The following is an 18740-nucleotide window of genomic DNA, read 5'->3' as shown; positions in this document are numbered from 1 at the left end:
GCCATGGCCCACCGGCCGTCGAAGAAGTTCAGGAAGACCCTGTTCGGCAGTGCGGCGGTACTGGTCCTCGCGGCGCTCAACGCCCCCGCCGCCGTCTCCTTCGCCGAGGAGAAGTACCACGCGTACAAGATCGCCCAGCCCGGCTACCAGCGGCGGTTCGGCTCCTGGACCACGGTCGCGGTCCCCGACCGGTACCGGATCAACGCCATCCACGCGGCCCTGCTGCACACCGGCAAGGTGCTGCTGATCGCCGGCTCCGGCAACAGCCAGAAGAACTTCGACGCGGGGACCTTCGAGACCGTCCTCTGGGACCCCGTCAAGAACACCTTCAAGAAGATCCCCACCCCCGTGGACTTCTTCTGCTCCGGCCACACCCAGCTCCCCGACGGCCGGCTGCTCGTCGCCGGCGGCACCGCGCGGTACGAGATCCTCGACGGCGAGGTCAAGAAGGCCGGCGGCGGCATGCGGGTCAAGAACGAGAGCCCCGACAAGGCGGTCACCCTCAGGAAGGGCACCGTCTTCCGCTCGCCGTCCGGGGTCGAGTACGTCTCCAGGGCCGACGTCACCGTTCCCAAGGCCAAGCGCGAGTTCGAGATCTCGTACTTCGAGAGCGGGCAGATGAAGCCCTGGAAGACCAAGATCACCGCCGCCGAGGCCCGGGTCTTCGTCGAGGCCCGCAAGGAGGGACCGCAGGCCCTCACCACCGAGGCGGCGCAGTACGAGGTCGTCGGCCTCAAGGGCGACGCCGCCGACGACGTCTACGGCCTCGCGCAGAAGCTCACCACCGAGAAGCAGGACTTCCAGGGCATCAAGGGCGCCTACGAGTTCGACCCGAAGGCCGAGAAGTACATCCCGGTCGCCCCCATGAAGGACGCCCGCTGGTACCCCACCCTCGTCACCCTCGAGGACGGCAAGGTCCTCGCCGTCTCCGGACTCAACGACGTCGGCGACGTCGTCCCCGGCGACAACGAGATCTACGACCCCGAGACCAAGAAGTGGTCCAAGGGCCCCTTCCGCTACTTCCCCACCTACCCCTCCCTCTTCCTCACCAAGGGCGGCAAGCTCCTCTACACCGGCTCCAACGCCGGCTACGGCCCCGCCGAGAAGGGCCGCGAACCGGGCCTGTGGGACCTGAGGAAGAACTCCTTCACCAAGCTCGGCGGGCTCACCGACCCTGACCGGCTGGAGACCTCCTCCTCCCTGATCCTGCCCCCCGCCCAGCACCAGAAGGTCATGGTCCTCGGCGGCGGCGGGGTCGGCGAGTCGTCCAGGTCGACCGCCCGCACCTCGATCATCGACGTGTCCGAGGACAGCCCCGTCTTCACCGACGGGCCGGCGCTCCCGCAGGGCACCCGCTACCTCAGCAGCGTCCTGCTGCCCGACGACACCGTCTTCACCACCGGCGGATCCGAGGACTACCGGGGCCGCAGCGGGAGCGACATCCTCAAGGCGCAGTTCTACGACCCGAGGAGCAACGCCTTCACCGAGGCCGCCGAACCCACCGTCGGCCGCAACTACCACTCCGAGGCGCTGCTGCTGCCCGACGGCCGGGTCGCCACCTTCGGCTCCGACCCGCTCTTCGACGACAAGGACAACACCAGGCTCGGCACCTTCGAGCAGCGCGTCGAGGTCTTCACCCCGCCCTACCTCCACAAGGCCGGCACCGACCGGCCCGTCCTGGGGGAGGGCCCGCAGGAACTCGACCAGAACGGCCGCGCCACCTTCAAGACCAGGGACGCCGGCCGGATCGTCAAGGCCCGGCTCATGCGGCCCAGCGCCGTCACCCACACCACCGACGTCGAACAGCGCTCGGTGGAGCTCGGCCTGACGAGGAGCCAGAACGGGACGACGGTCACCGTCGACGTACCGGAGGACCGGACCCTCGTACCGCCCGGCTGGTACATGCTCTTCGTCACCGACGCGAACGGCATCCCGTCCGAGGCGAAGTGGATCCAGGTGGGCTGAGGCCGCCTCCCTCCGCCTCCCCCGTGGCCTACGACTTCGCCCTGCGCGCCAGGCCCAGGGCGTAGTCCGGCCACCACGTGCCGGCGGCCGGCCCGCCCCGGCACGGGCCGTCCGAGTCGCCGGGGCGCTTGACCCACAGATACGCGTCGACCAGGTCGTCGCCGGTCCGGTCCGTGGGCGGTACGCCGAGGGCCCGGCCCGGCGGATTGCACCAGGCCTCGGCCCGGTCGCCCGGGAGGGGGCCGTCGCCGTTGCGGCTGGTGTCCACGGTGAAGTGGGCGCCGCCGAGCAGCCCCGACAGCGTCGCGCCGAAGCGCCTCACGGTGTCGTTCGTCTGGAAGTTGGAGACGTTCAGCGAGAAGCCGTCCGCGCCGGCCACCCCCGCCCGGCGCAGCGGCTCCACCAGCTTGGCCGGATCGTCGATCCAGGCCGGGTTGCCGGCGTCCAGATAGACCCGGGTGCGGGGCTGCCGCTTGAGCCGCTCGACGGCCCCGGCGAGCAGCCGGTACCGCTCGTCGTGGTACTGGGCCGGGGTGCAGCCGTCCACGAGGTGCGGCACCGCGTCCGGCTCCAGGACGACGATCGCCGAGGACTCCCCGAGCGCGGTGGCGAAGGAGTCGATCCAGGTCCGGTAGGCCCGCGCGTCGTGCGAGCCGCCCGCCGAGTACATGCCGCAGTCGCGGTGCGGGATGTTGTACGCGACGAACACGGCTGTCCGGTCCTCCGCCGCCGCACCCCGTGCCGCGCGGGTGATCTCCGGCACGGGATCGTCCCCGGCCGGCCAGTCCGCGACCGGGCGGTCCGCGATCCGCCTCAGGATCTTCGCGTCCTCCGTCCTGCCCTGCGCCTCGTACCGACGCACCTGCCTGGCCGCGTCGCTCTCCGGGTCGACCCAGAACGCCGAGCCGCCCGCCGGGGCCGCGGCCTCGCCGCGCGTGGACGGCGGACCGACGGGGCCCTTCGGGGGCCCGTCCTCGCCGCACCCGGTCAGGAGCAGCGCGGAGACGAGGGCCAGGGTGACGGCGGTGACGGTGCGGCGGGACATCCGGCCCCCAGGGTCGGGTACGGCGAGCACGGCGCTTCGTACGGACGGCGGGACAATCCGGGCCATCGTGGCATGTCGGTCAGCCGGTTCCGGGCTGTGACACCGCGATCCCCAGCGGGGTCCGCTCGTACAGCACCTGGTGGCCGTACCGCCGCGAGGTCAGCAGCCCCGCGTCCCGCAGCACCGCGAGGTGCGCGGAGACGGTGGACGGGGCCCGGCCCAGGAGGTGGGAGAGCGCCGTCGTCCCCATGGGCTCGGCGAGCGCGCACAGGACGTCCGCCCGCACCGGGCCGAGGAGCCGCCCGAGGGCCTCCGGCGTACGGTCCCCGGACTCGGACCACAGCCCGCCGATCCCCCGGGCCGGATAGACCACCGTCGGCTGCCACGGCGGATCGAAACCGCTCACCACGTCCGGCCAGGTGAACACCGACGGCATCAGGACGAGCCCCTGCCCGTCCAGCGGACGGATGTGCTCACCGTGGTACGCGACCTCGAGCGTGGCGGTCCCCGCGTCCCACGCGAAGGCCGGATGCAGCTCGCCCAGAAGCCGTTCGAGCCCGCCCTCCGCGAGCCGCCGCGAGTGGTACGCCACGTCCGCCTCCAGAAGCGCCCGCAGCCGGGGCCAGTCCGGGGCGATCAGCGCCTCCCACGCGACCCGGAGCAGCTCCGCGAGCCGCAGCACCGCCCCGGCGGGATCCGCGAGCAGTCGCCGCCCCTCGGCCGTCCCGGCCGCCCCCGGGGTGTCCGCGAGCGCCCGCTCGAAGTCGTCCAGGACCAGCGCCGGATCGGTCTCCCGTACCGCGGCGATCTCGTCCTCGAACGCGGCGGCGGGCCCCAGCGGCGGCGGATAGAGGAAGTCCGGACTGTGCCCGTGCAGCGGCATCAGCAGATGCAGCGGACCGAGGTCGAGATCCCGCGCTGCGGACGCGATCCGCCGCATCCACGGCAGGTGGTAGCCCTGCTTGCCGGGCCGGGCGAGGACCCGCACGGCGGAGTGGGTCTCCCAGAGCGGGGAGATCGCGAACCGGATCCGCAGCGGGTCGGCCCCGCCGAAACGCAGGTGGTACGGCACGGGCCCTCCGGAGGGATGGAGCGGAAGATTCGTCTGGGCCCGAAAGTCTAGGGCGGACCCCGTCGCCGACGGCACGCTGCGTGCCATGCCGAAGCACGACGACCCCACCACCACGCTGCCCGAAACCGGACCGGAGCCGACCGCCGCCGCACCCCTGCCCCCGCCCCTGTCCGCCCCCGCCCCCGCCGGCCTCGCGTCCGTCGGCCAGGCGTCGGCCGGCCCCGGTTACCGAGCGGTCTTCCGGGTGCGGGAGTTCCGGGTCGTCTTCGTGGCGCATCTGTTCTCGCTGCTCGGGGTCGTCGTCAGCGAGCTCGCGCTCACCGTGCTCGTCTACGACCTCACCCGCTCCCCGCTCCTCTCCTCCCTCACCTTCGCCCTCGGCTTCCTCCCCTACCTCGTCGGCGGCACCCTGCTCGCCGGGCTCACCGACCGGCTCCCGCCCCGCCGGATCCTCGTCGTCTGCGACCTCTTCTGCGCCGGCTGCGTCGCGCTCATGGTCGTCCCCGCCACCCCCGTCGCCGTCCTGCTCGCGCTGCGCTGCGCCATCGCCGTCGTCTCGCCCGTCTTCAACGGCACCCGCATGGCGACCCTCGCCGACATCCTCGGCGAGGGCGACCTCTTCGTCCTCGGCCGCTCCCTGCTGCGGATCGTCTCCCAGAGCGCCCTCCTCACCGGCTTCGCCGTCGGCGGGGTGCTGCTCACCGTCGTCCCGCCGCGCGGCGCCCTCGCCGTCACCGCCACCACCTTCCTCGTCTCGGCGCTGCTGCTCCGGCTCGGCACCGTCCGCCGTCCGGCCCGGGCGTCCGGGGCCGCGGACAGCGGGTTCTCCGGCACCTGGGCGGTGCTGCGGAACCGGCGCGTGCGGGCCCTGATGCTGATGTTCTGGGTTCCGCCGCTCTTCGCCGTCGTCCCGGAGGCGCTCGCCGCCCCGTACGCCGACGAGATCGGCGTCTCCACCGCCGCCCTCGGGCTCCTCATGTGCGCGCTGCCCGTCGGCACCATCACGGGCGAGCTGTTCGCCGGGTCCTTCCTCGGCGCGGTCACCCGCTCCCGGATCGTGCTGCCGCTCGCCGTGACCGGTGTCCTGCCCTACCTCCTGTACGCCCCCGAGCCCGGCGTGCCCCTCGCGGCCGCCGCCCTCTTCCTGGCGGGCGCCACCGGCGCGTACACCCTCGGGCTCGACGCCTGGTTCGTCGCCGCCGTCCCCGAGGCGCAGCGGGGGAGGGCCATGACCCTGATGACCGCGGGCATGATGACCGTCCAGGGCATCGGCATGGCCGGGGCCGGGATCGCCGCCGAGTTCGCCCCCGTGCACGCGGTCGTCGCGGGCACGGGCGTCCTCGGCACGGTCTGCCTCCTCGCCGCCGCCGCCGAGCTGCGGGCCGCCGGGGCGACGGGGAAGACGGGGGAGACGGGGGCCGGGCGGGGCGGTCGGCGACCGAAAGGCGAGACGGGGCTGACCGGCATGTGACCAGTCGGTAAGGTCGACGCGTGCCGAAGCCGCTCAGTCTTCCCTTCGATCCCATCGCCCGCGCCGACGAACTCTGGCAGAAGCGCTGGGGCCCGGTGCCCTCGATGGCCGCGATCACCTCGATCATGCGCGCCCACCAGATCCTCCTCGCGGAGGTCGACGCCGTCGTGAAGCCGTACGGGCTGACCTTCGCGCGGTACGAGGCCCTGGTGCTGCTCACCTTCTCGAAGGCCGGTGAGCTGCCGATGTCCAAGATCGGCGAGCGGCTGATGGTCCACCCCACGTCCGTGACGAACACGGTGGACCGGCTCGTGAGGTCCGGTCTCGTCGACAAGCGGCCCAACCCGAACGACGGCCGCGGAACGCTGGCCTCCATCACGGAGAAGGGCCGCGAGGTGGTCGAGGCGGCCACCCGCGACCTGATGGAGATGGAGTTCGGGCTCGGCGCGTACGACGCGGAGGAGTGCGCCGAGATCTTCGCGATGCTGCGTCCGCTGCGCGTCGCGGCGGACGACTTCGAGGAGAAGTAGGCGCTCGCGCCGCGAGGGCCGACCCGCGCGAAGATCGCCCGGAACGTGCCGTTACGCTCGACGGCATGAAATCCAGCGTGCTGACCCGTTACCGCGTCATGGCGTACATCACCGCCGTCATGCTGCTCGTGCTGTGCACCTGCATGGTCTTCAAGTACGGGTTCGACATGGGCGAGGACGTGACCTTCGCGGTCTCCCAGGCCCACGGTGTCCTCTACATCATCTACCTCGTCTTCGCCTTCGACCTGGGCTCCAAGGCCCGCTGGCCGTTCGGGAAGCTGCTCTGGGTCCTGGTCTCGGGCACCATTCCCTTCGCCGCGTTCTTCGTCGAGCGCAAGGTCGTCGCCGAGACCCTGCCGCTGATCAGCGGCGCCCGGCCGGAGCCGGTCGAGGCCTGACACGGACCCCCGCACTGATGTGCGGGGGTTTCCCATCGACATTTACTAGGACGTCCTAGTAAATTCGAAGCATGGACGCTGACGCCATCGAGGAAGGCCGCCGTCGCTGGCAGGCCCGTTACGACAAGGCCCGCAAGCGGGACGCCGACTTCACCACGCTCTCCGGCGACGCCGTCGAGCCCGTCTACGGGCCCCGGCCCGGCGACACCTACGAGGGCTTCGAACGCATCGGCTGGCCCGGCGAGTACCCGTACACCCGGGGACTCCACGCGACCGGCTACCGCGGCCGGACCTGGACCATCCGCCAGTTCGCCGGCTTCGGCAACGCCGAGCAGACCAACGAGCGCTACAAGATGATCCTGGCCGCCGGCGGCGGCGGCCTCTCCGTCGCCTTCGACATGCCCACCCTCATGGGCCGGGACTCCGACGACCCCCGCGCCCTCGGCGAGGTCGGCCACTGCGGTGTCGCCATCGACTCCGCCGCCGACATGGAGGTCCTCTTCAAGGACATCCCTCTCGGCGACGTCACCACCTCGATGACGATCTCCGGCCCCGCCGTGCCCGCCTTCTGCATGTACCTGGTCGCCGCCGAGCGCCAGGGCGTCGACCCGGCCGTGCTCAACGGCACGCTCCAGACCGACATCTTCAAGGAGTACATCGCGCAGAAGGAGTGGCTCTTCGAGCCCGAGCCCCATCTGCGCCTCATCGGCGACCTGATGGAGCACTGCGCGCAGGGCATCCCCGCGTACAAGCCGCTCTCCGTCTCCGGCTACCACATCCGCGAGGCCGGGGCGACGGCCGCGCAGGAGCTCGCGTACACCCTCGCCGACGGCTTCGGCTACGTCGAGCTCGGCCTCAGCCGCGGCCTCGACGTGGACGTCTTCGCCCCCGGTCTCTCCTTCTTCTTCGACGCCCACCTCGACTTCTTCGAGGAGATCGCCAAGTTCCGCGCCGCCCGCCGGATCTGGGCGCGCTGGATGAAGGAGGTGTACGGCGCCACGACCGACAAGGCCCAGTGGCTCCGCTTCCACACCCAGACCGCCGGTGTCTCCCTCACCGCCCAGCAGCCGTACAACAACGTCGTACGGACCGCCGTGGAGGCCCTCTCCGCCGTCCTCGGCGGCACCAACTCCCTCCACACCAACGCCCTCGACGAGACCCTCGCGCTCCCCAGCGAGCAGGCCGCCGAGATCGCGCTCCGCACCCAGCAGGTGCTGATGGAGGAGACCGGCGTCGCCAACGTCGCCGACCCGCTGGGCGGCTCCTGGTACGTCGAGCAGCTCACCGACCGCATCGAGGCCGAAGCCGAGAAGATCTTCGACCAGATCAAGGAGCGCGGCCGCCGCGCCCACCCGGACGGGCAGCACCCGATCGGGCCGATCACCTCCGGCATCCTGCGCGGCATCGAGGACGGCTGGTTCACCGGCGAGATCGCCGAGTCCGCCTTCCAGTACCAGCGGTCCCTGGAGAAGGGCGACAAGCGGGTCGTCGGCGTCAACGTCCACCACGGCTCCGTCACCGGCGACCTGGAGATCCTCCGGGTCAGCCACGAGGTCGAGTGGGAACAGGTCCGGGTCCTCGGCGAGCGCAAGGAGCGCCGTGACGACGCCAAGGTCCGCGCCTCGATCGACGCCATGCTGACGGCCGCCCGGGACGGCTCGAACATGATCGCCCCGATGCTGGACGCCGTCCGCGCGGAGGCCACCCTCGGCGAGATCTGCAACGCGCTGCGGGACGAGTGGGGCGTCTACACGGAGCCCCCGGGCTTCTGATCCTCCGTCACACCTCGCGCGCCGGCCCTGCCGCGCGTCACGCCTCAGGGGCGGTACGGGAACTCCCGTACCGCCCCTGAGGCGTGCGGGCCTCAGCCCCCGGCGGCCGCCGCCGCCAGGCCGCCCACCAGGAGCGCCGAGAGCCGCGCCACCCACGGCTCGTCGACCGGCTCCGCGCTCACCAGCGCGCGGTGCACCACGGCGCCCGCGATCACGTCGAAGATCAGGTCGTCGGTGGCGTCCACCGCGACCGGGTCCCGGTCCGCCGGGAGTTCACCGCGCCGCTGCGCCCGCATCCGGCCCTCCAGGACGAGCCGCTTCTGCCGGTCGACGATCGAGGCCCGTATGCGCTCGCGCAGCGGTTCGTCGCGGGTCGACTCGGCCACCACCGCCATCAGGGCCGTCTTGGTCTCGGGGCGTTCGAGGAGGGCGGCGAACTGGAGGACGACGTTCTCGATGTCGGCCTGGAGGGAACCGAGGTCGGGCAGTTCGAGTTCGTCGAAGAGGACGGCGACGGCGTCGACCACGAGCTCGCTCTTGTTGGCCCAGCGGCGGTACAGGGTCGTCTTGGCCACCCCGGCCCGGCCGGCCACGTCCCCCATCGTGAGCTTGGACCAACCCAGCTCGACCAGGGCCGCGCGGGTCGCCTCCAGGATGGCCGTGTCGGCCTCGGCGGAGCGGGGGCGTCCGGTACGGCTGCTGCGGTTGGTGCGGCTACACATGGACGTCGACCATACCCGCCGGTAGGTAGTGCGCCAGAGGGGCGGCGTGTGAGGCAGTTCACCGTACGGATCCGGTCCGCGCCCTCCCCTCGGCTCACCCGGGAGAGTTACGCTACGACCTGTAGCGAAAGGCATTGAGCGGCCTGAGCGACAACCATGGCATCGGGTGGGGACCCGGTGCACGACACCGGGTGGGGACCCGGTGTGAACCGAAGACGAAGAACCGTGTCGCCCCACGTCTCGCATACCGGCGGGAGACGTGCGGACGGCACGGTTCAGCCATGACTTACCGGTTACGTGCGCGGAAGGGGGAGGATGTACGTATGCAGCCCCGAAACATGTCCATGAGCGGCGTCGTCGACCTCGCCGCGGTGAAGGCGGCCGGAGAGGCCAAGTCGAAGGCGGAGCAGACACGCGCCGCAGCCGCCCGGCAGGGTGGCCCCGCCGCCGTGCCCCCGTCCGCCCTGGTGATCGACGTCGACGAGGCGGGCTTCGAGCGCGATGTGCTCCAGCGCTCCGCCGAGGTCCCGGTCGTCCTCGACTTCTGGGCCGAGTGGTGCGAGCCCTGCAAGCAGCTGAGCCCGCTCCTGGAGCGGCTCGCCGTCGAGTACAGCGGCCGCTTCCTGCTCGCGAAGATCGACGTCGACGCCAACCAGATGCTGATGCAGCAGTTCGGTATCCAGGGAATTCCGGCCGTTTTCGCGGTGGTCGCCGGTCAGGCGCTGCCGCTCTTCCAGGGCGCCGTGCCCGAGGCCCAGATCCGCGAGACCCTCGACCAGCTGATCCAGATCGGCGAGGAGCGCTTCGGTCTGACCGGCATCGTCGTCGACGCGAACGGCGAGGGCCCCGACGACGGTACGGCCGTGGCCGCGCAGCCCGTCGGTCCCTACGACGCGCTCCTCGAAGCGGCCATGTCCGCGCTCGACGCGGGTGATCTGGCCGGCGCCGTCCAGGCGTACAAGAACGTGCTCGCCGACGACCCGGCCAACCCGGAGGCCAAGCTCGGTCTGGCCCAGGCCGAACTCCTCGCCCGGGTGCAGGACCTCGACCCGGCCGCGGTCCGCAAGGCCGCCGCCGACGGTCCGGCCGATGTGACCGCGCAGATCGCCGCCGCCGACCTCGATCTGGTGGGCGGTCATGTACAGGACGCCTTCGGGCGGCTCGTCGAGACCGTGCGCCGCACGGTCGGCGAGGACCGGGACGCGGCGCGGCTGCGGCTCCTGGAGCTCTTCGAGGTGATCGGTGCCGACGACCCGCGGGTCACGGCGGCCCGGCAGGCTCTGGCACGGGTGCTGTTCTAGTCCCGTCCGGTGCGCCCGATCGTCCGACGATTTGGCAGCAGGGTGACAAAAGGCGGCCGCGCTTTACCAAAACTTGGTAATCGCGGCCGCTGTTACTTGCAGTAAAGCGAACCTGCGGTTCTGTCCGCATTCTTCCGGCAATCTGCCGACATTCCTTGCCAGGCGAACGTACCCTCCGTGCCCGTCCGGCCCCGCCCCGCCATGACGTGGTTATCCACCCGTTACTAGCCAGTAACGAACCCCCTTGTGCGGGGGCCCGGAATGGACCACGATCGGCGACGCTCGGTCCGAACCGCACCACCCCGGCAACCAACCGGGACGCGGCGAGGGTCCCCACCGGGCGGACCGGTGTTCCGGCACCGGTCCTGGACAGGGGGGTTCCCGCTCTCATCGAACGGGGCCTGTCCAATCAGGTCGCGCGCCAAGGCGCGGCCCATGGTTGTCGCTCGGGGGTGATCGCCGGTGATTCGGACGCGCAACGCGCCGCCTGACGCCTCGGCGCTCTCCTTCCCGAGGACGTAGCTCTTCTCCCATCCCAGGACGGGCCCCGGGCCCTTCCGGAGATGTACGTCCGAGAAGGAGGAATTCTCATGAAGTCCCAGGTTCGTGGCGGGACCAGATGGAAGCGGTTCGCCGTCGTCATGGTCCCGAGTGTGGCCGCGACGGCCGCGATCGGTGTAGGCCTGGCCCAGGGCGCGCTCGCCGCGTCCTTCAGCATCTCCGGCCAGGAATTCAAGGTTAAGGCCAACAGCCTCGTCGGTACGGACTTCGTCCAGTACGGCAGCGTCGATGGTGGCAAGGACCTCGAGGGCAAGGACTTCGCCGCCCCGGTGGCGGTGTCCGGCTTCTCCGAGGCCTGGATCACGAACATGTGCCAGTCGGTCGTGACGCCGAAGGTGCCGTTCATCGGTGACGTCACCCTCCGTCTGGAGGCCGGCACCGCGGCCGTGAAGTCCGGCAAGACCGAGGACAAGGTCTACGCGAAGGGCATCTACCTCGATGTCTCCGAGCTCAAGGCCGACGCCGAGTTCACCAACATCGACATCGGCATCGCGGCCGGCGCGCTCAACAACGGCCCCGACGGCAAGCCGGCCCCGGGCAAGCCGGGCATCCAGCCCAACACCAAGGCCAACCCGTACGGCTTCGGCCAGCGTGCCGAGCAGGCGACGCTGAACAACGTGGAGCAGAAGGCGTGGGCCACCACGGCCGGCACGTTCAAGCTCCCCGACCTTCACCTGTCCCTGCACCGGGGCACCTCGAAGGAGTGCTACTAGGACTGACCGGTCCGCGAGGACCAGGTCGTCCTGAGGGTGGGGCCGCCCCGTGCGGTCCCACCCGCCAGGCACCCTCCCTTCAACTTCTCAGCAACACCGCTTCCAGGGAGCTGTTCCATGAGCGCCGAGATCCCCGCCTCCCGCGAAGTCCCCAAGAAGGAGAACCGGTTCAAGGTCTGGCGACAGACCCGGCCCTTCTGGGCGGGACTGTTCACCATGATCGGCGGCGTGCCGATCGCCTACCTTCCGTACGGGGACATGCGGCTCGGCAATGTCACCCTCGCCATGCAGACGACCGCCGGAGCCGGCGCGCTGATCATCGGCGTCCTGCTCATCACGCTCGGTCTGACGATGTGGTTCCAGCCCATCGTCCGGGTGTTCGCGGGTGTCGCGACGATCGTCCTGGCGCTCGTCTCCATCCCGGTCTCGAACTTCGGTGGCCTGATCATCGGCTATCTGTTCGCGGTCATCGGCGGCGGTATGTCCGCCGCGTGGGCGCCCGCCCCGCCGGCCGAGGAGACCGACGAGGCAGAGGCCGACGCAGAGCACGACGGTCAGCCGGAGGCCTCCGACGAGGCCGCCCCCGCCCTCGACCCCGAGACCGAGGCCATGGTGGCGGCCGTGTTCCCGGAGCAGCGCGAGGGCGCGCAGCCGCTGACCGACACGACGATCGACGCCAAGGGCGGGAGGAACAGTGCGGGGTGACGAGACTCAGTCGGCGCTCGCGAAGGAGGGCCCGCGGCACGCGGCCCCGCGCAAGTCGCTGCTGAACAGGATCCAGGGCCCCGCGGGCAAGGCGATGGCGCTGGCCGCCATGCCGACCGCGGTGTTCGTGGGCATGGGCCTCACGCCCAGGCTCGCCCTCGCCGACGAGAAGGACATCCCCTTCGCCCCCGGCCCCTGTGTGACGCGCTCGGACGAGCCGACGCAGGAGGAGACGGAGAAGCCGGCCGAGACGGCGAAGCCGACGCCCTCCTCCACCCCCACCGCGACGCCTTCCGCGACCGCGACCGCGACGGCCACCCCCACCGCCACCGCGACCCCCACCGCCACCGGAAGCCCGACGCCGACCGCGACGGAGACCGAGCAGGCGGCCACGCGGCAGACGAAGGAAGAGGCGAAGACCACCGCCTCGCCGACCGCGACGCCGACACCGACGGCCACACCCACGCCCACGAAGTCGAAGAACCCGCTCGACCCGCTGGGCGTCGGCGACGCGCTCAAGGACCTGTTCGACGGCCCGGACCCGAAGCCGACGGAGACGCCCACCACGGCGGCCCCGACGACCCAGGCACCCGCCCCGAGCGCCTCCGCGACGGCCCCCGCCGACAAGCCGGCGACCGCCGACGAGCCGGCCGCGACCACTCCGCCGACGTCGACCGCCGCTCCGAAGGCCACCGCCGACCCGGCCGCGGAGAAGACGAAGAAGCAGATCGAGCAGGCCGCCGAGCAGGCGGGCGCGAAGGTCCAGGAACTGCCCGAGAGCGCCAAGGGCCTGGACGCCAAGAAGGACGAGTCCATACCCGACGGCGCCAAGCCCCGGTTCCCGTGCCCCGAGCCGGACCCCGAGGCGCTCGCGGCCGCCGACCTGGAGCAGGGCATCCCGCTGCTCCCGGACGAGCCGTGGCGACTGGAGAGCTCGCTGCTCACCCTGAAGGGCCTCAAGTACCACGGCATCGTCGAGGTCAAGACGGGCAGCGGAAAGATCAAGAAGGCCCTGAAGTTCACCTCGACGGGCATCGACATCAAGGACCTCCACCAGCTGACGGTCCACTCCGAGGGCCTCACGGGCCACGTCCGGTCCGACAAGGGCTCGACGTCGACGATCACCAACGGCACGGTGACCATGTACACGGAGGAGCTGAAGGGCAACCTCTTCGGCATCATCCCGATCACCTTCAGCCCGGAGAGCCCGCCCCCGCTGGACGTCCCCTTCGCCTTCTTCACCCAGGTGAAGCTGAAGCAGGCGGGACAGTTCGGCGGCACCCTCAAGGTCCCGGGCCTCCGCAACACGATCGAGCCCAGCTGATCCCCGTACCGCTCCAGGAGCCGTACGACACACCGGCCGTACGACGAAGCCCCCGTCCGCACCGAGCGGACGGGGGCTTCGTCGTGACGTCAGTCGCGCTCGCCGCCGCCGAGGTGGTGGACGCGGACCATGTTCGTCGTGCCGGGGACGCCGGGGGGCGAGCCGGCGGTGATGATCATGGTGTCGCCCGCGTTGTGGCGCTGGAGCTTCAGGAGCTCGGCGTCCACCAGGTCGACCATCGCGTCCGTGTTGTCCACGTGCGGGACCACGAAGGACTCGACGCCCCAGCTCAGGGTGAGCTGGTTGCGGGTGTTCTCGTCGGTGGTGAAGGCGAGGATCGGCTGCTGGACGCGGTAGCGCGAGAGGCGGCGGGCCGTGTCGCCGGACTGGGTGAAGGCGACCAGGGCCTTGCCGCCCAGGAAGTCGGCGATCTCGCAGGCCGCGCGGGCGACGGAACCGCCCTGGGTACGCGGCTTCTTGCCCGGGACCAGGGGCTGGAGGCCCTTGGAGAGCAGCTCCTCCTCGGCCGCGGCGACGATCTTCGACATCGTCTTCACGGTCTCGATCGGGTACGCGCCGACCGAGGACTCGGCCGACAGCATGACCGCGTCCGCGCCGTCCAGGATCGCGTTGGCGACGTCGCTCGCCTCGGCGCGGGTCGGACGGGAGTTGGTGATCATCGACTCCATCATCTGGGTCGCGACGATCACCGGCTTGGCGTTGCGGCGGCACATCTCCACGAGGCGCTTCTGCACCATCGGGACCTTCTCGAGCGGGTACTCGACGGCGAGGTCGCCACGGGCCACCATGACCGCGTCGAAGGCCGCGACGACGGCCTCCATGTTCTCGACGGCCTGCGGCTTCTCCACCTTGGCGATGACGGGGACCCGGCGGCCCTCCTCGTCCATCACCTTGTGGACGTCCTTGACGTCGTCGGCGTCACGGACGAAGGAGAGCGCGACCATGTCGCAGCCCATGCGGAGCGCGAAACGGAGGTCGTCGACGTCCTTCTCCGACAGGGCGGGGACGTTGACCGCCGCGCCGGGCAGGTTGATGCCCTTGTGGTCGGAGATGACACCGCCCTCGACGACGATGGTCTTGACCCGGGGGCCCTCGACCTCGACGACCCGCAGTTCGACGTTGCCGTCGTTGATCAGGACCTGGTCGCCCTTGGAGACATCGCCGGGCAGGCCCTTGTAGGTGGTGCCGCAGATGGACTTGTCACCGGGGACGTCGTCGGTGGTGATGGTGAACTCGTCACCGCGCACCAGCTCGACCGGGCCCTCGGCGAAGGTCTCGAGACGGATCTTGGGGCCCTGGAGGTCGGCGAGCACGCCGACGGCGCGACCGGTGTCCGCGGAGACCTGCCGGACGCGGTCGTACCGCTCCTGGTGTTCCGCCTGGGATCCGTGGCTGAAGTTGAATCGGGCCACGTTCATGCCGGCCTCGATGAGAGCCTTCAGCTGCTCATACGAGTCGACGGCGGGGCCCAGCGTGCAGACGATTTTGGAACGGCGCATGAGGCGGATCCTATCGGTTTGTTTCACTGCGGAATATTCCGACTGGCGGAAAGTACAAATGGGCGCGGGGTCGCTCAGGCGTTCACTTCTCCGAGCGTTTCTCCGAGTGCTTCTCCGGCCCCTTCCCCGGGTGCCTCCCCGCCCACCAGAGCGAAGGCCTGACGGGCGATCTCCAGCTCCTCGTCCGTCGGCACCACGGCGACCGCCACCCGCGCGTAGTTCGGCGAGATCAGCCGTGCCTCGTCCGACCGCACCGCGTTGAGGTCCGCGTCCACCGCGAGCCCCAGCTCCTCCAGGCCCTTGATCGCAGCCTCCCGCACCGGGGCCGCGTTCTCGCCGACCCCCGCCGTGAACGCCACCGCGTCCACCCGGCCCAGCACCGCGTAGTACGCCCCGATGTACTTCTTGAGCCGGTGGATGTAGATGTCGAAGGCGAGCGCCGCACGCTCGTCGCCCTCGTCGATCCGGCGGCGGATCTCCCGCATGTCGTTGTCGCCGCAGAGCCCCACCAGGCCGGACTTCTTGTTCAGCAGGCCATCGATTTCGCTGTCGTCCATGCCCGCCACCCGCTTGAGGTGGAAGGTGACCGCCGGGTCGATGTCGCCCGAGCGGGTGCCCATGACCAGGCCCTCCAGCGGCGTCAGGCCCATCGAGGTGTCCACGCACCGGCCGCCCCGCACCGCGGAGGCGGACGCGCCGTTGCCCAGGTGCAGCACGATCACGTTCACCTCCTCCGGCTCCTTGCCGAGCAGCTTCGCCGTCTCCCGCGACACGTACGCGTGCGAGGTGCCGTGGAAGCCGTACCGCCGGATCCGGTACGCGTCGGCCGTCTCCACGTCGATCGCGTACCGCGCCGCCGACTCCGGCATCGTCGTGTGGAAGGCCGTGTCGAAGACCGCGACCTGCGGCAGGTCGGGGCGGAGCGTCATCGCCGTACGGATGCCCGTGAGGTTCGCCGGGTTGTGCAGCGGCGCCACCGGCACGAGCCGCTCGATCTCCGCCAGCACCTCGTCGTCGATGACCGTCGGCTCGGTGAACCGCAGCCCGCCGTGCACCACCCGGTGGCCGATCGCCGCCAGCTCGGGGGAGTCGAGCCCGAGCCCGTCCGCCGCCAGCTCCTCGGCGACCGCCTTCAGCGCGGCCGCGTGGTCGGCGATCGGGCCGTTCTTCTCGCGCTTCTCACCCCCACCGCCCTGGAGCGGGGTGTGCACGAGCCGGGAGGTCTCCTCGCCGATGCGCTCCACGAGCCCCTGGGCGAGCCGGCTGTCGTCGCGCATGTCGAGCAGCTGGTACTTCACCGACGAGGAACCGGAGTTGAGGACCAGGACGCGAGAGGGAGGGGCCGGGCGAAGCTCGGCGGGCCGGGCGGCGGTGGGTGACGGCTGGGCGGTCATGCCGGGATCTCCTGGGCCTGGGACTGGATCGCCGTGATGGCGACCGTGTTGACGATGTCGCTGACGAGCGCGCCGCGCGAGAGGTCGTTCACGGGCTTGCGCAGACCCTGGAGCACCGGGCCGACGGCCACGGCGCCGGCCGAACGCTGCACGGCCTTGTAGGTGTTGTTGCCGGTGTTGAGGTCCGGGAAGATCAGCACGGTCGCCTGCCCCGCCACCTCCGAGCCCGGCAGCTTCGTCGCCGCGACCGAGGGCTCGACGGCGGCGTCGTACTGGATAGGCCCCTCGATCCGCAGCTCCGGGTGCGCCTCGCGGACCAGCTTCGTCGCCTCCCGCACCTTGTCGACGTCGGCGCCGGAGCCCGACGTGCCGGTCGAGTACGAGAGCATCGCTATCCGCGGCTCGACGCCGAAGCGGGCCGCGGTGGCCGCCGACTGGACGGCGATGTCCGCGAGCTGCTCGGCGTTCGGGTCCGGGTTGACCGCGCAGTCGCCGTACACGAGGACCTTGTCGGCGAGGCACATGAAGAAGACCGACGAGACGATCGAAGCTCCCCCAGAAGCTTCGCTATGGGAGGTGCCCCCAGGCTTGGTCTTGATGATCTCGAAGGCCGGGCGGATCGTCGCCGCCGTGGAGTGCACCGAACCGGAGACCATGCCGTCGGCCAGCCCCTCCTGGACCATCAGCGTGCCGAAGTAGTTGACGTCCGAGACCACGTCGTACGCCAGCTCCACGGTGACGCCCTTGTGGGCCCGCAGCGCCGCGTACTTCTCGGCGAACGAGTCCCGCAGCTCCGAGGTCGCCGGGTCGATCAGCTGCGTGTCGGCGAGCGCGATGCCCAGATCTGCGGCCTTCTTGCGGATGACCTCGACGTCGCCGAGCAGCGTCAGATCGCACACGTCACGGCGCAGCAGCACGTCGGCGGCGCGCAGCACCCGCTCCTCGGTGCCCTCCGGGAGCACCACCCGTCGCCGGTCGGCGCGCGCCTGCTCGATGAGCTCGTGCTCGAACATCATCGGGGTCACCCGACCGCTGCGGGCCACCGAGACCCGCTTGAGCAGGTCGGCCGTGTCCACGTGCCGCTCGAACAGGCCGAGCGCCGTCTCCGCCTTGCGCGGGGTGGCCGCGTTCAGCTTGCCCTCGAGGGCGAAGAGTTCGGTGGCGGTCGGGAAGCTGTTGCCCGGTACGGAGATGACCGGGGTGCCCGGCGCGAGACGGGCCGCCAGGGTGAGGATCTCGTCGCTGGGCCGCTCGTTCAGGGTGAGCAGCACACCGGCGATCGGCGGGGTGCCGGCCGAGTGCGCGGCCAGCGCCCCGACGACCAGGTCGGCCCGGTCCCCGGGGGTGACGACCAGACAGCCCGGGGTCAGCGCGTTGAGGAAGTTGGGCAGCATCGCGCCGCCGAAGACGAAGTCCAGCGCGTCGCGCGCGAGGCCCGCGTCGTCGCCGAGGACCACGGAGGCGCCGAGCGCGTGCTTGATCTGGGCGACGGTGGGCGCGGCGAGCGCCGGCTCGTCCGGCAGGACGTAGCAGGGCACGGGCAGCCGGGCCGTGAGCCGCTCGGCGATGACCTCCCGGTCCTCGCCCGCCACCCGGTTGACGATCATCGCGAGCACGTCGCAGCCGAGCCCGTCGTACGCCCGGAAGGCGTTGCGCGCCTCGGACCGTACGGACTCCGCCGACTGGCCCTTGCCGCCGACGACCGGGATGACGGAGGCGCCGAACTCGTTGGCGAGCCGCGCGTTGAGCGCCAGCTCGTCGGGGAGCTGGGTGGCGGCGAAGTCGGTGCCGAGGACGAGGACGACCTCGTAGTCGCGGGCGACCACGTGGAAGCGGTCGACCAACTGCGACACCAGCTCGTCGGTGCCCCGCTCGGCCTGCAGCGCGGAGGCCTCGTGGTAGTCCATGCCGTAGACCGTCGAGGCGTCCTGCGAGAGCCGGTAGCGGGTGCGCAGCAGGTCGAAGAGCCGGTCGGGACCGTCGTGCACCAGCGGCCGGAACACCCCCACCCGGTCCACCTGGCGGGTGAGGAGCTCCATGACTCCCAACTCGACGACCTGGCGGCCGTCACCGCGGTCGATCCCGGTCACGTACACGCTGCGCGTCACGCCGTGGTCTCCTGTCCAGTCCTGCGGAAAACGGGACTCACGGAGCCGGGGCGAGCGGTGCCCTCGCGGCACGCTCGCGGCCCGTACGCCGCTCGACGCCGTCGTCCCTCGCGTCAACCGGCTGTGCTCAGAAAGCCCC

General features: G+C 71.1%; 15 protein-coding genes. 9 read left to right on the top strand and 6 right to left on the bottom strand.

Going from position 1 to position 18740, the window contains the following annotated elements; all coding sequences use genetic code 11:
• The first annotated feature begins 3 nt into the window (after positions 1–3).
• Positions 4–1965 (top strand): kelch motif-containing protein, encoded by a 1962-nt coding sequence (locus E0F75_RS16170; protein ID WP_187623208.1) that lies wholly within the window; start codon positions 4–6, stop codon positions 1963–1965.
• 28 nt (positions 1966–1993) lie between these two features.
• Here the strand turns inward: E0F75_RS16170 and E0F75_RS16165 are convergent, their stop codons facing one another.
• Together E0F75_RS16165 and E0F75_RS16160 are read right to left on the bottom strand one after the other, a co-directional pair.
• Positions 1994–3010: a glycoside hydrolase family 6 protein gene (locus E0F75_RS16165; RefSeq protein ID WP_187623207.1), complete on the bottom strand. Its 1017-nt coding sequence runs from the start codon at positions 3008–3010 to the stop codon at positions 1994–1996.
• A gap of 79 nt (positions 3011–3089) precedes the next feature.
• Positions 3090–4082, bottom strand: a complete 993-nt coding sequence (locus E0F75_RS16160; protein WP_187623206.1) for a DUF5937 family protein — start codon at positions 4080–4082, stop codon at positions 3090–3092.
• An 85-nt stretch (positions 4083–4167) separates the two neighbouring features.
• Here E0F75_RS16160 and E0F75_RS16155 point away from each other — a divergent pair, with 85 nt between their 5' ends.
• From E0F75_RS16155 to E0F75_RS16140, 4 genes are all read left to right on the top strand, one after another.
• Positions 4168–5553: an MFS transporter gene (locus E0F75_RS16155; RefSeq protein ID WP_187623205.1), complete on the top strand. Its 1386-nt coding sequence runs from the start codon at positions 4168–4170 to the stop codon at positions 5551–5553.
• Positions 5554–5573: 20 nt separating this feature from the next.
• Positions 5574–6083 (top strand): MarR family winged helix-turn-helix transcriptional regulator, encoded by a 510-nt coding sequence (locus E0F75_RS16150; protein WP_030321172.1) that lies wholly within the window; start codon positions 5574–5576, stop codon positions 6081–6083.
• Between the two features lie 65 nt (positions 6084–6148).
• Positions 6149–6481, top strand: a complete 333-nt coding sequence (locus tag E0F75_RS16145) for a DUF3817 domain-containing protein (RefSeq protein ID WP_187623204.1) — start codon at positions 6149–6151, stop codon at positions 6479–6481.
• A gap of 71 nt (positions 6482–6552) precedes the next feature.
• The gene (locus E0F75_RS16140) at positions 6553–8253 is read left to right on the top strand and encodes a methylmalonyl-CoA mutase (protein WP_187623203.1); all 1701 of its coding nucleotides are present in this window, start codon (positions 6553–6555) and stop codon (positions 8251–8253) included.
• A gap of 92 nt (positions 8254–8345) precedes the next feature.
• Here the strand turns inward: E0F75_RS16140 and E0F75_RS16135 are convergent, their stop codons facing one another.
• Positions 8346–8975, bottom strand: coding sequence for a TetR/AcrR family transcriptional regulator (locus E0F75_RS16135; RefSeq protein WP_187623202.1), 630 nt, complete (start codon positions 8973–8975; stop codon positions 8346–8348).
• Between the two features lie 323 nt (positions 8976–9298).
• Here E0F75_RS16135 and E0F75_RS16130 point away from each other — a divergent pair, with 323 nt between their 5' ends.
• The 4 genes from E0F75_RS16130 (at position 9299) to E0F75_RS16115 (ending at position 13579) form a co-directional block, all read left to right on the top strand.
• Positions 9299–10276: a tetratricopeptide repeat protein gene (locus tag E0F75_RS16130; RefSeq protein ID WP_187623201.1), complete on the top strand. Its 978-nt coding sequence runs from the start codon at positions 9299–9301 to the stop codon at positions 10274–10276.
• A 590-nt stretch (positions 10277–10866) separates the two neighbouring features.
• On the top strand, positions 10867–11550 hold the full coding sequence (locus E0F75_RS16125) for a DUF6230 family protein (protein WP_187623200.1): 684 nt from the start codon (positions 10867–10869) through the stop codon (positions 11548–11550).
• Positions 11551–11667: 117 nt separating this feature from the next.
• A complete protein-coding gene (locus E0F75_RS16120) occupies positions 11668–12255 on the top strand; it encodes a DUF6114 domain-containing protein (protein WP_187623199.1) in 588 nt (195 codons plus the stop codon).
• A complete protein-coding gene (locus tag E0F75_RS16115; protein ID WP_187623198.1) occupies positions 12245–13579 on the top strand; it encodes a hypothetical protein in 1335 nt (444 codons plus the stop codon). The genes E0F75_RS16120 and E0F75_RS16115 overlap by 11 nt, the downstream gene beginning before the upstream one ends.
• Positions 13580–13668: 89 nt before the next feature.
• Here the strand turns inward: E0F75_RS16115 and pyk are convergent, their stop codons facing one another.
• From pyk to pta, 3 genes are all read right to left on the bottom strand, one after another.
• Positions 13669–15099: a pyruvate kinase gene (pyk, locus tag E0F75_RS16110; protein ID WP_187623197.1), complete on the bottom strand. Its 1431-nt coding sequence runs from the start codon at positions 15097–15099 to the stop codon at positions 13669–13671.
• Positions 15100–15173: 74 nt separating this feature from the next.
• On the bottom strand, positions 15174–16493 hold the full coding sequence (locus E0F75_RS16105) for an acetate kinase (RefSeq protein ID WP_187623196.1): 1320 nt from the start codon (positions 16491–16493) through the stop codon (positions 15174–15176).
• Positions 16490–18601, bottom strand: coding sequence for a phosphate acetyltransferase (pta, locus tag E0F75_RS16100; protein WP_187623195.1), 2112 nt, complete (start codon positions 18599–18601; stop codon positions 16490–16492). The genes E0F75_RS16105 and pta overlap by 4 nt, the downstream gene beginning before the upstream one ends.
• Between the last annotated feature and the right edge of the window lie 139 nt (positions 18602–18740).

It is taken from the genome of Streptomyces sp. CB02980 (genome assembly GCF_014451325.2).
GTDB lineage: Bacteria > Actinomycetota > Actinomycetes > Streptomycetales > Streptomycetaceae > Streptomyces.
The sequence above is the reverse complement of the archived record's forward strand: the minus strand, read 5'-3'. Positions and strand labels throughout refer to the sequence as shown.

Excerpts from the sequence above, each read along its gene's own strand:
- E0F75_RS16105 (WP_187623196.1), bottom strand. The coding sequence starts at position 16,493 with ATGACCGCCCAGCCGTCACCCACCGCCGCCCGGCCCGCCGAGCTTCGC.
- E0F75_RS16125 (WP_187623200.1), top strand. The coding sequence starts at position 10,867 with ATGAAGTCCCAGGTTCGTGGCGGGACCAGATGGAAGCGGTTCGCCGTC.
- E0F75_RS16140 (WP_187623203.1), top strand. The coding sequence starts at position 6,553 with ATGGACGCTGACGCCATCGAGGAAGGCCGCCGTCGCTGGCAGGCCCGT.
- E0F75_RS16155 (WP_187623205.1), top strand. The coding sequence starts at position 4,168 with ATGCCGAAGCACGACGACCCCACCACCACGCTGCCCGAAACCGGACCG.
- E0F75_RS16120 (WP_187623199.1), top strand. The coding sequence starts at position 11,668 with ATGAGCGCCGAGATCCCCGCCTCCCGCGAAGTCCCCAAGAAGGAGAAC.
- E0F75_RS16130 (WP_187623201.1), top strand. The coding sequence starts at position 9,299 with ATGCAGCCCCGAAACATGTCCATGAGCGGCGTCGTCGACCTCGCCGCG.
- E0F75_RS16170 (WP_187623208.1), top strand. The coding sequence starts at position 4 with ATGGCCCACCGGCCGTCGAAGAAGTTCAGGAAGACCCTGTTCGGCAGT.
- pyk (WP_187623197.1), bottom strand. The coding sequence starts at position 15,099 with ATGCGCCGTTCCAAAATCGTCTGCACGCTGGGCCCCGCCGTCGACTCG.
- E0F75_RS16145 (WP_187623204.1), top strand. The coding sequence starts at position 6,149 with ATGAAATCCAGCGTGCTGACCCGTTACCGCGTCATGGCGTACATCACC.
- E0F75_RS16135 (WP_187623202.1), bottom strand. The coding sequence starts at position 8,975 with ATGTGTAGCCGCACCAACCGCAGCAGCCGTACCGGACGCCCCCGCTCC.
- E0F75_RS16165 (WP_187623207.1), bottom strand. The coding sequence starts at position 3,010 with ATGTCCCGCCGCACCGTCACCGCCGTCACCCTGGCCCTCGTCTCCGCG.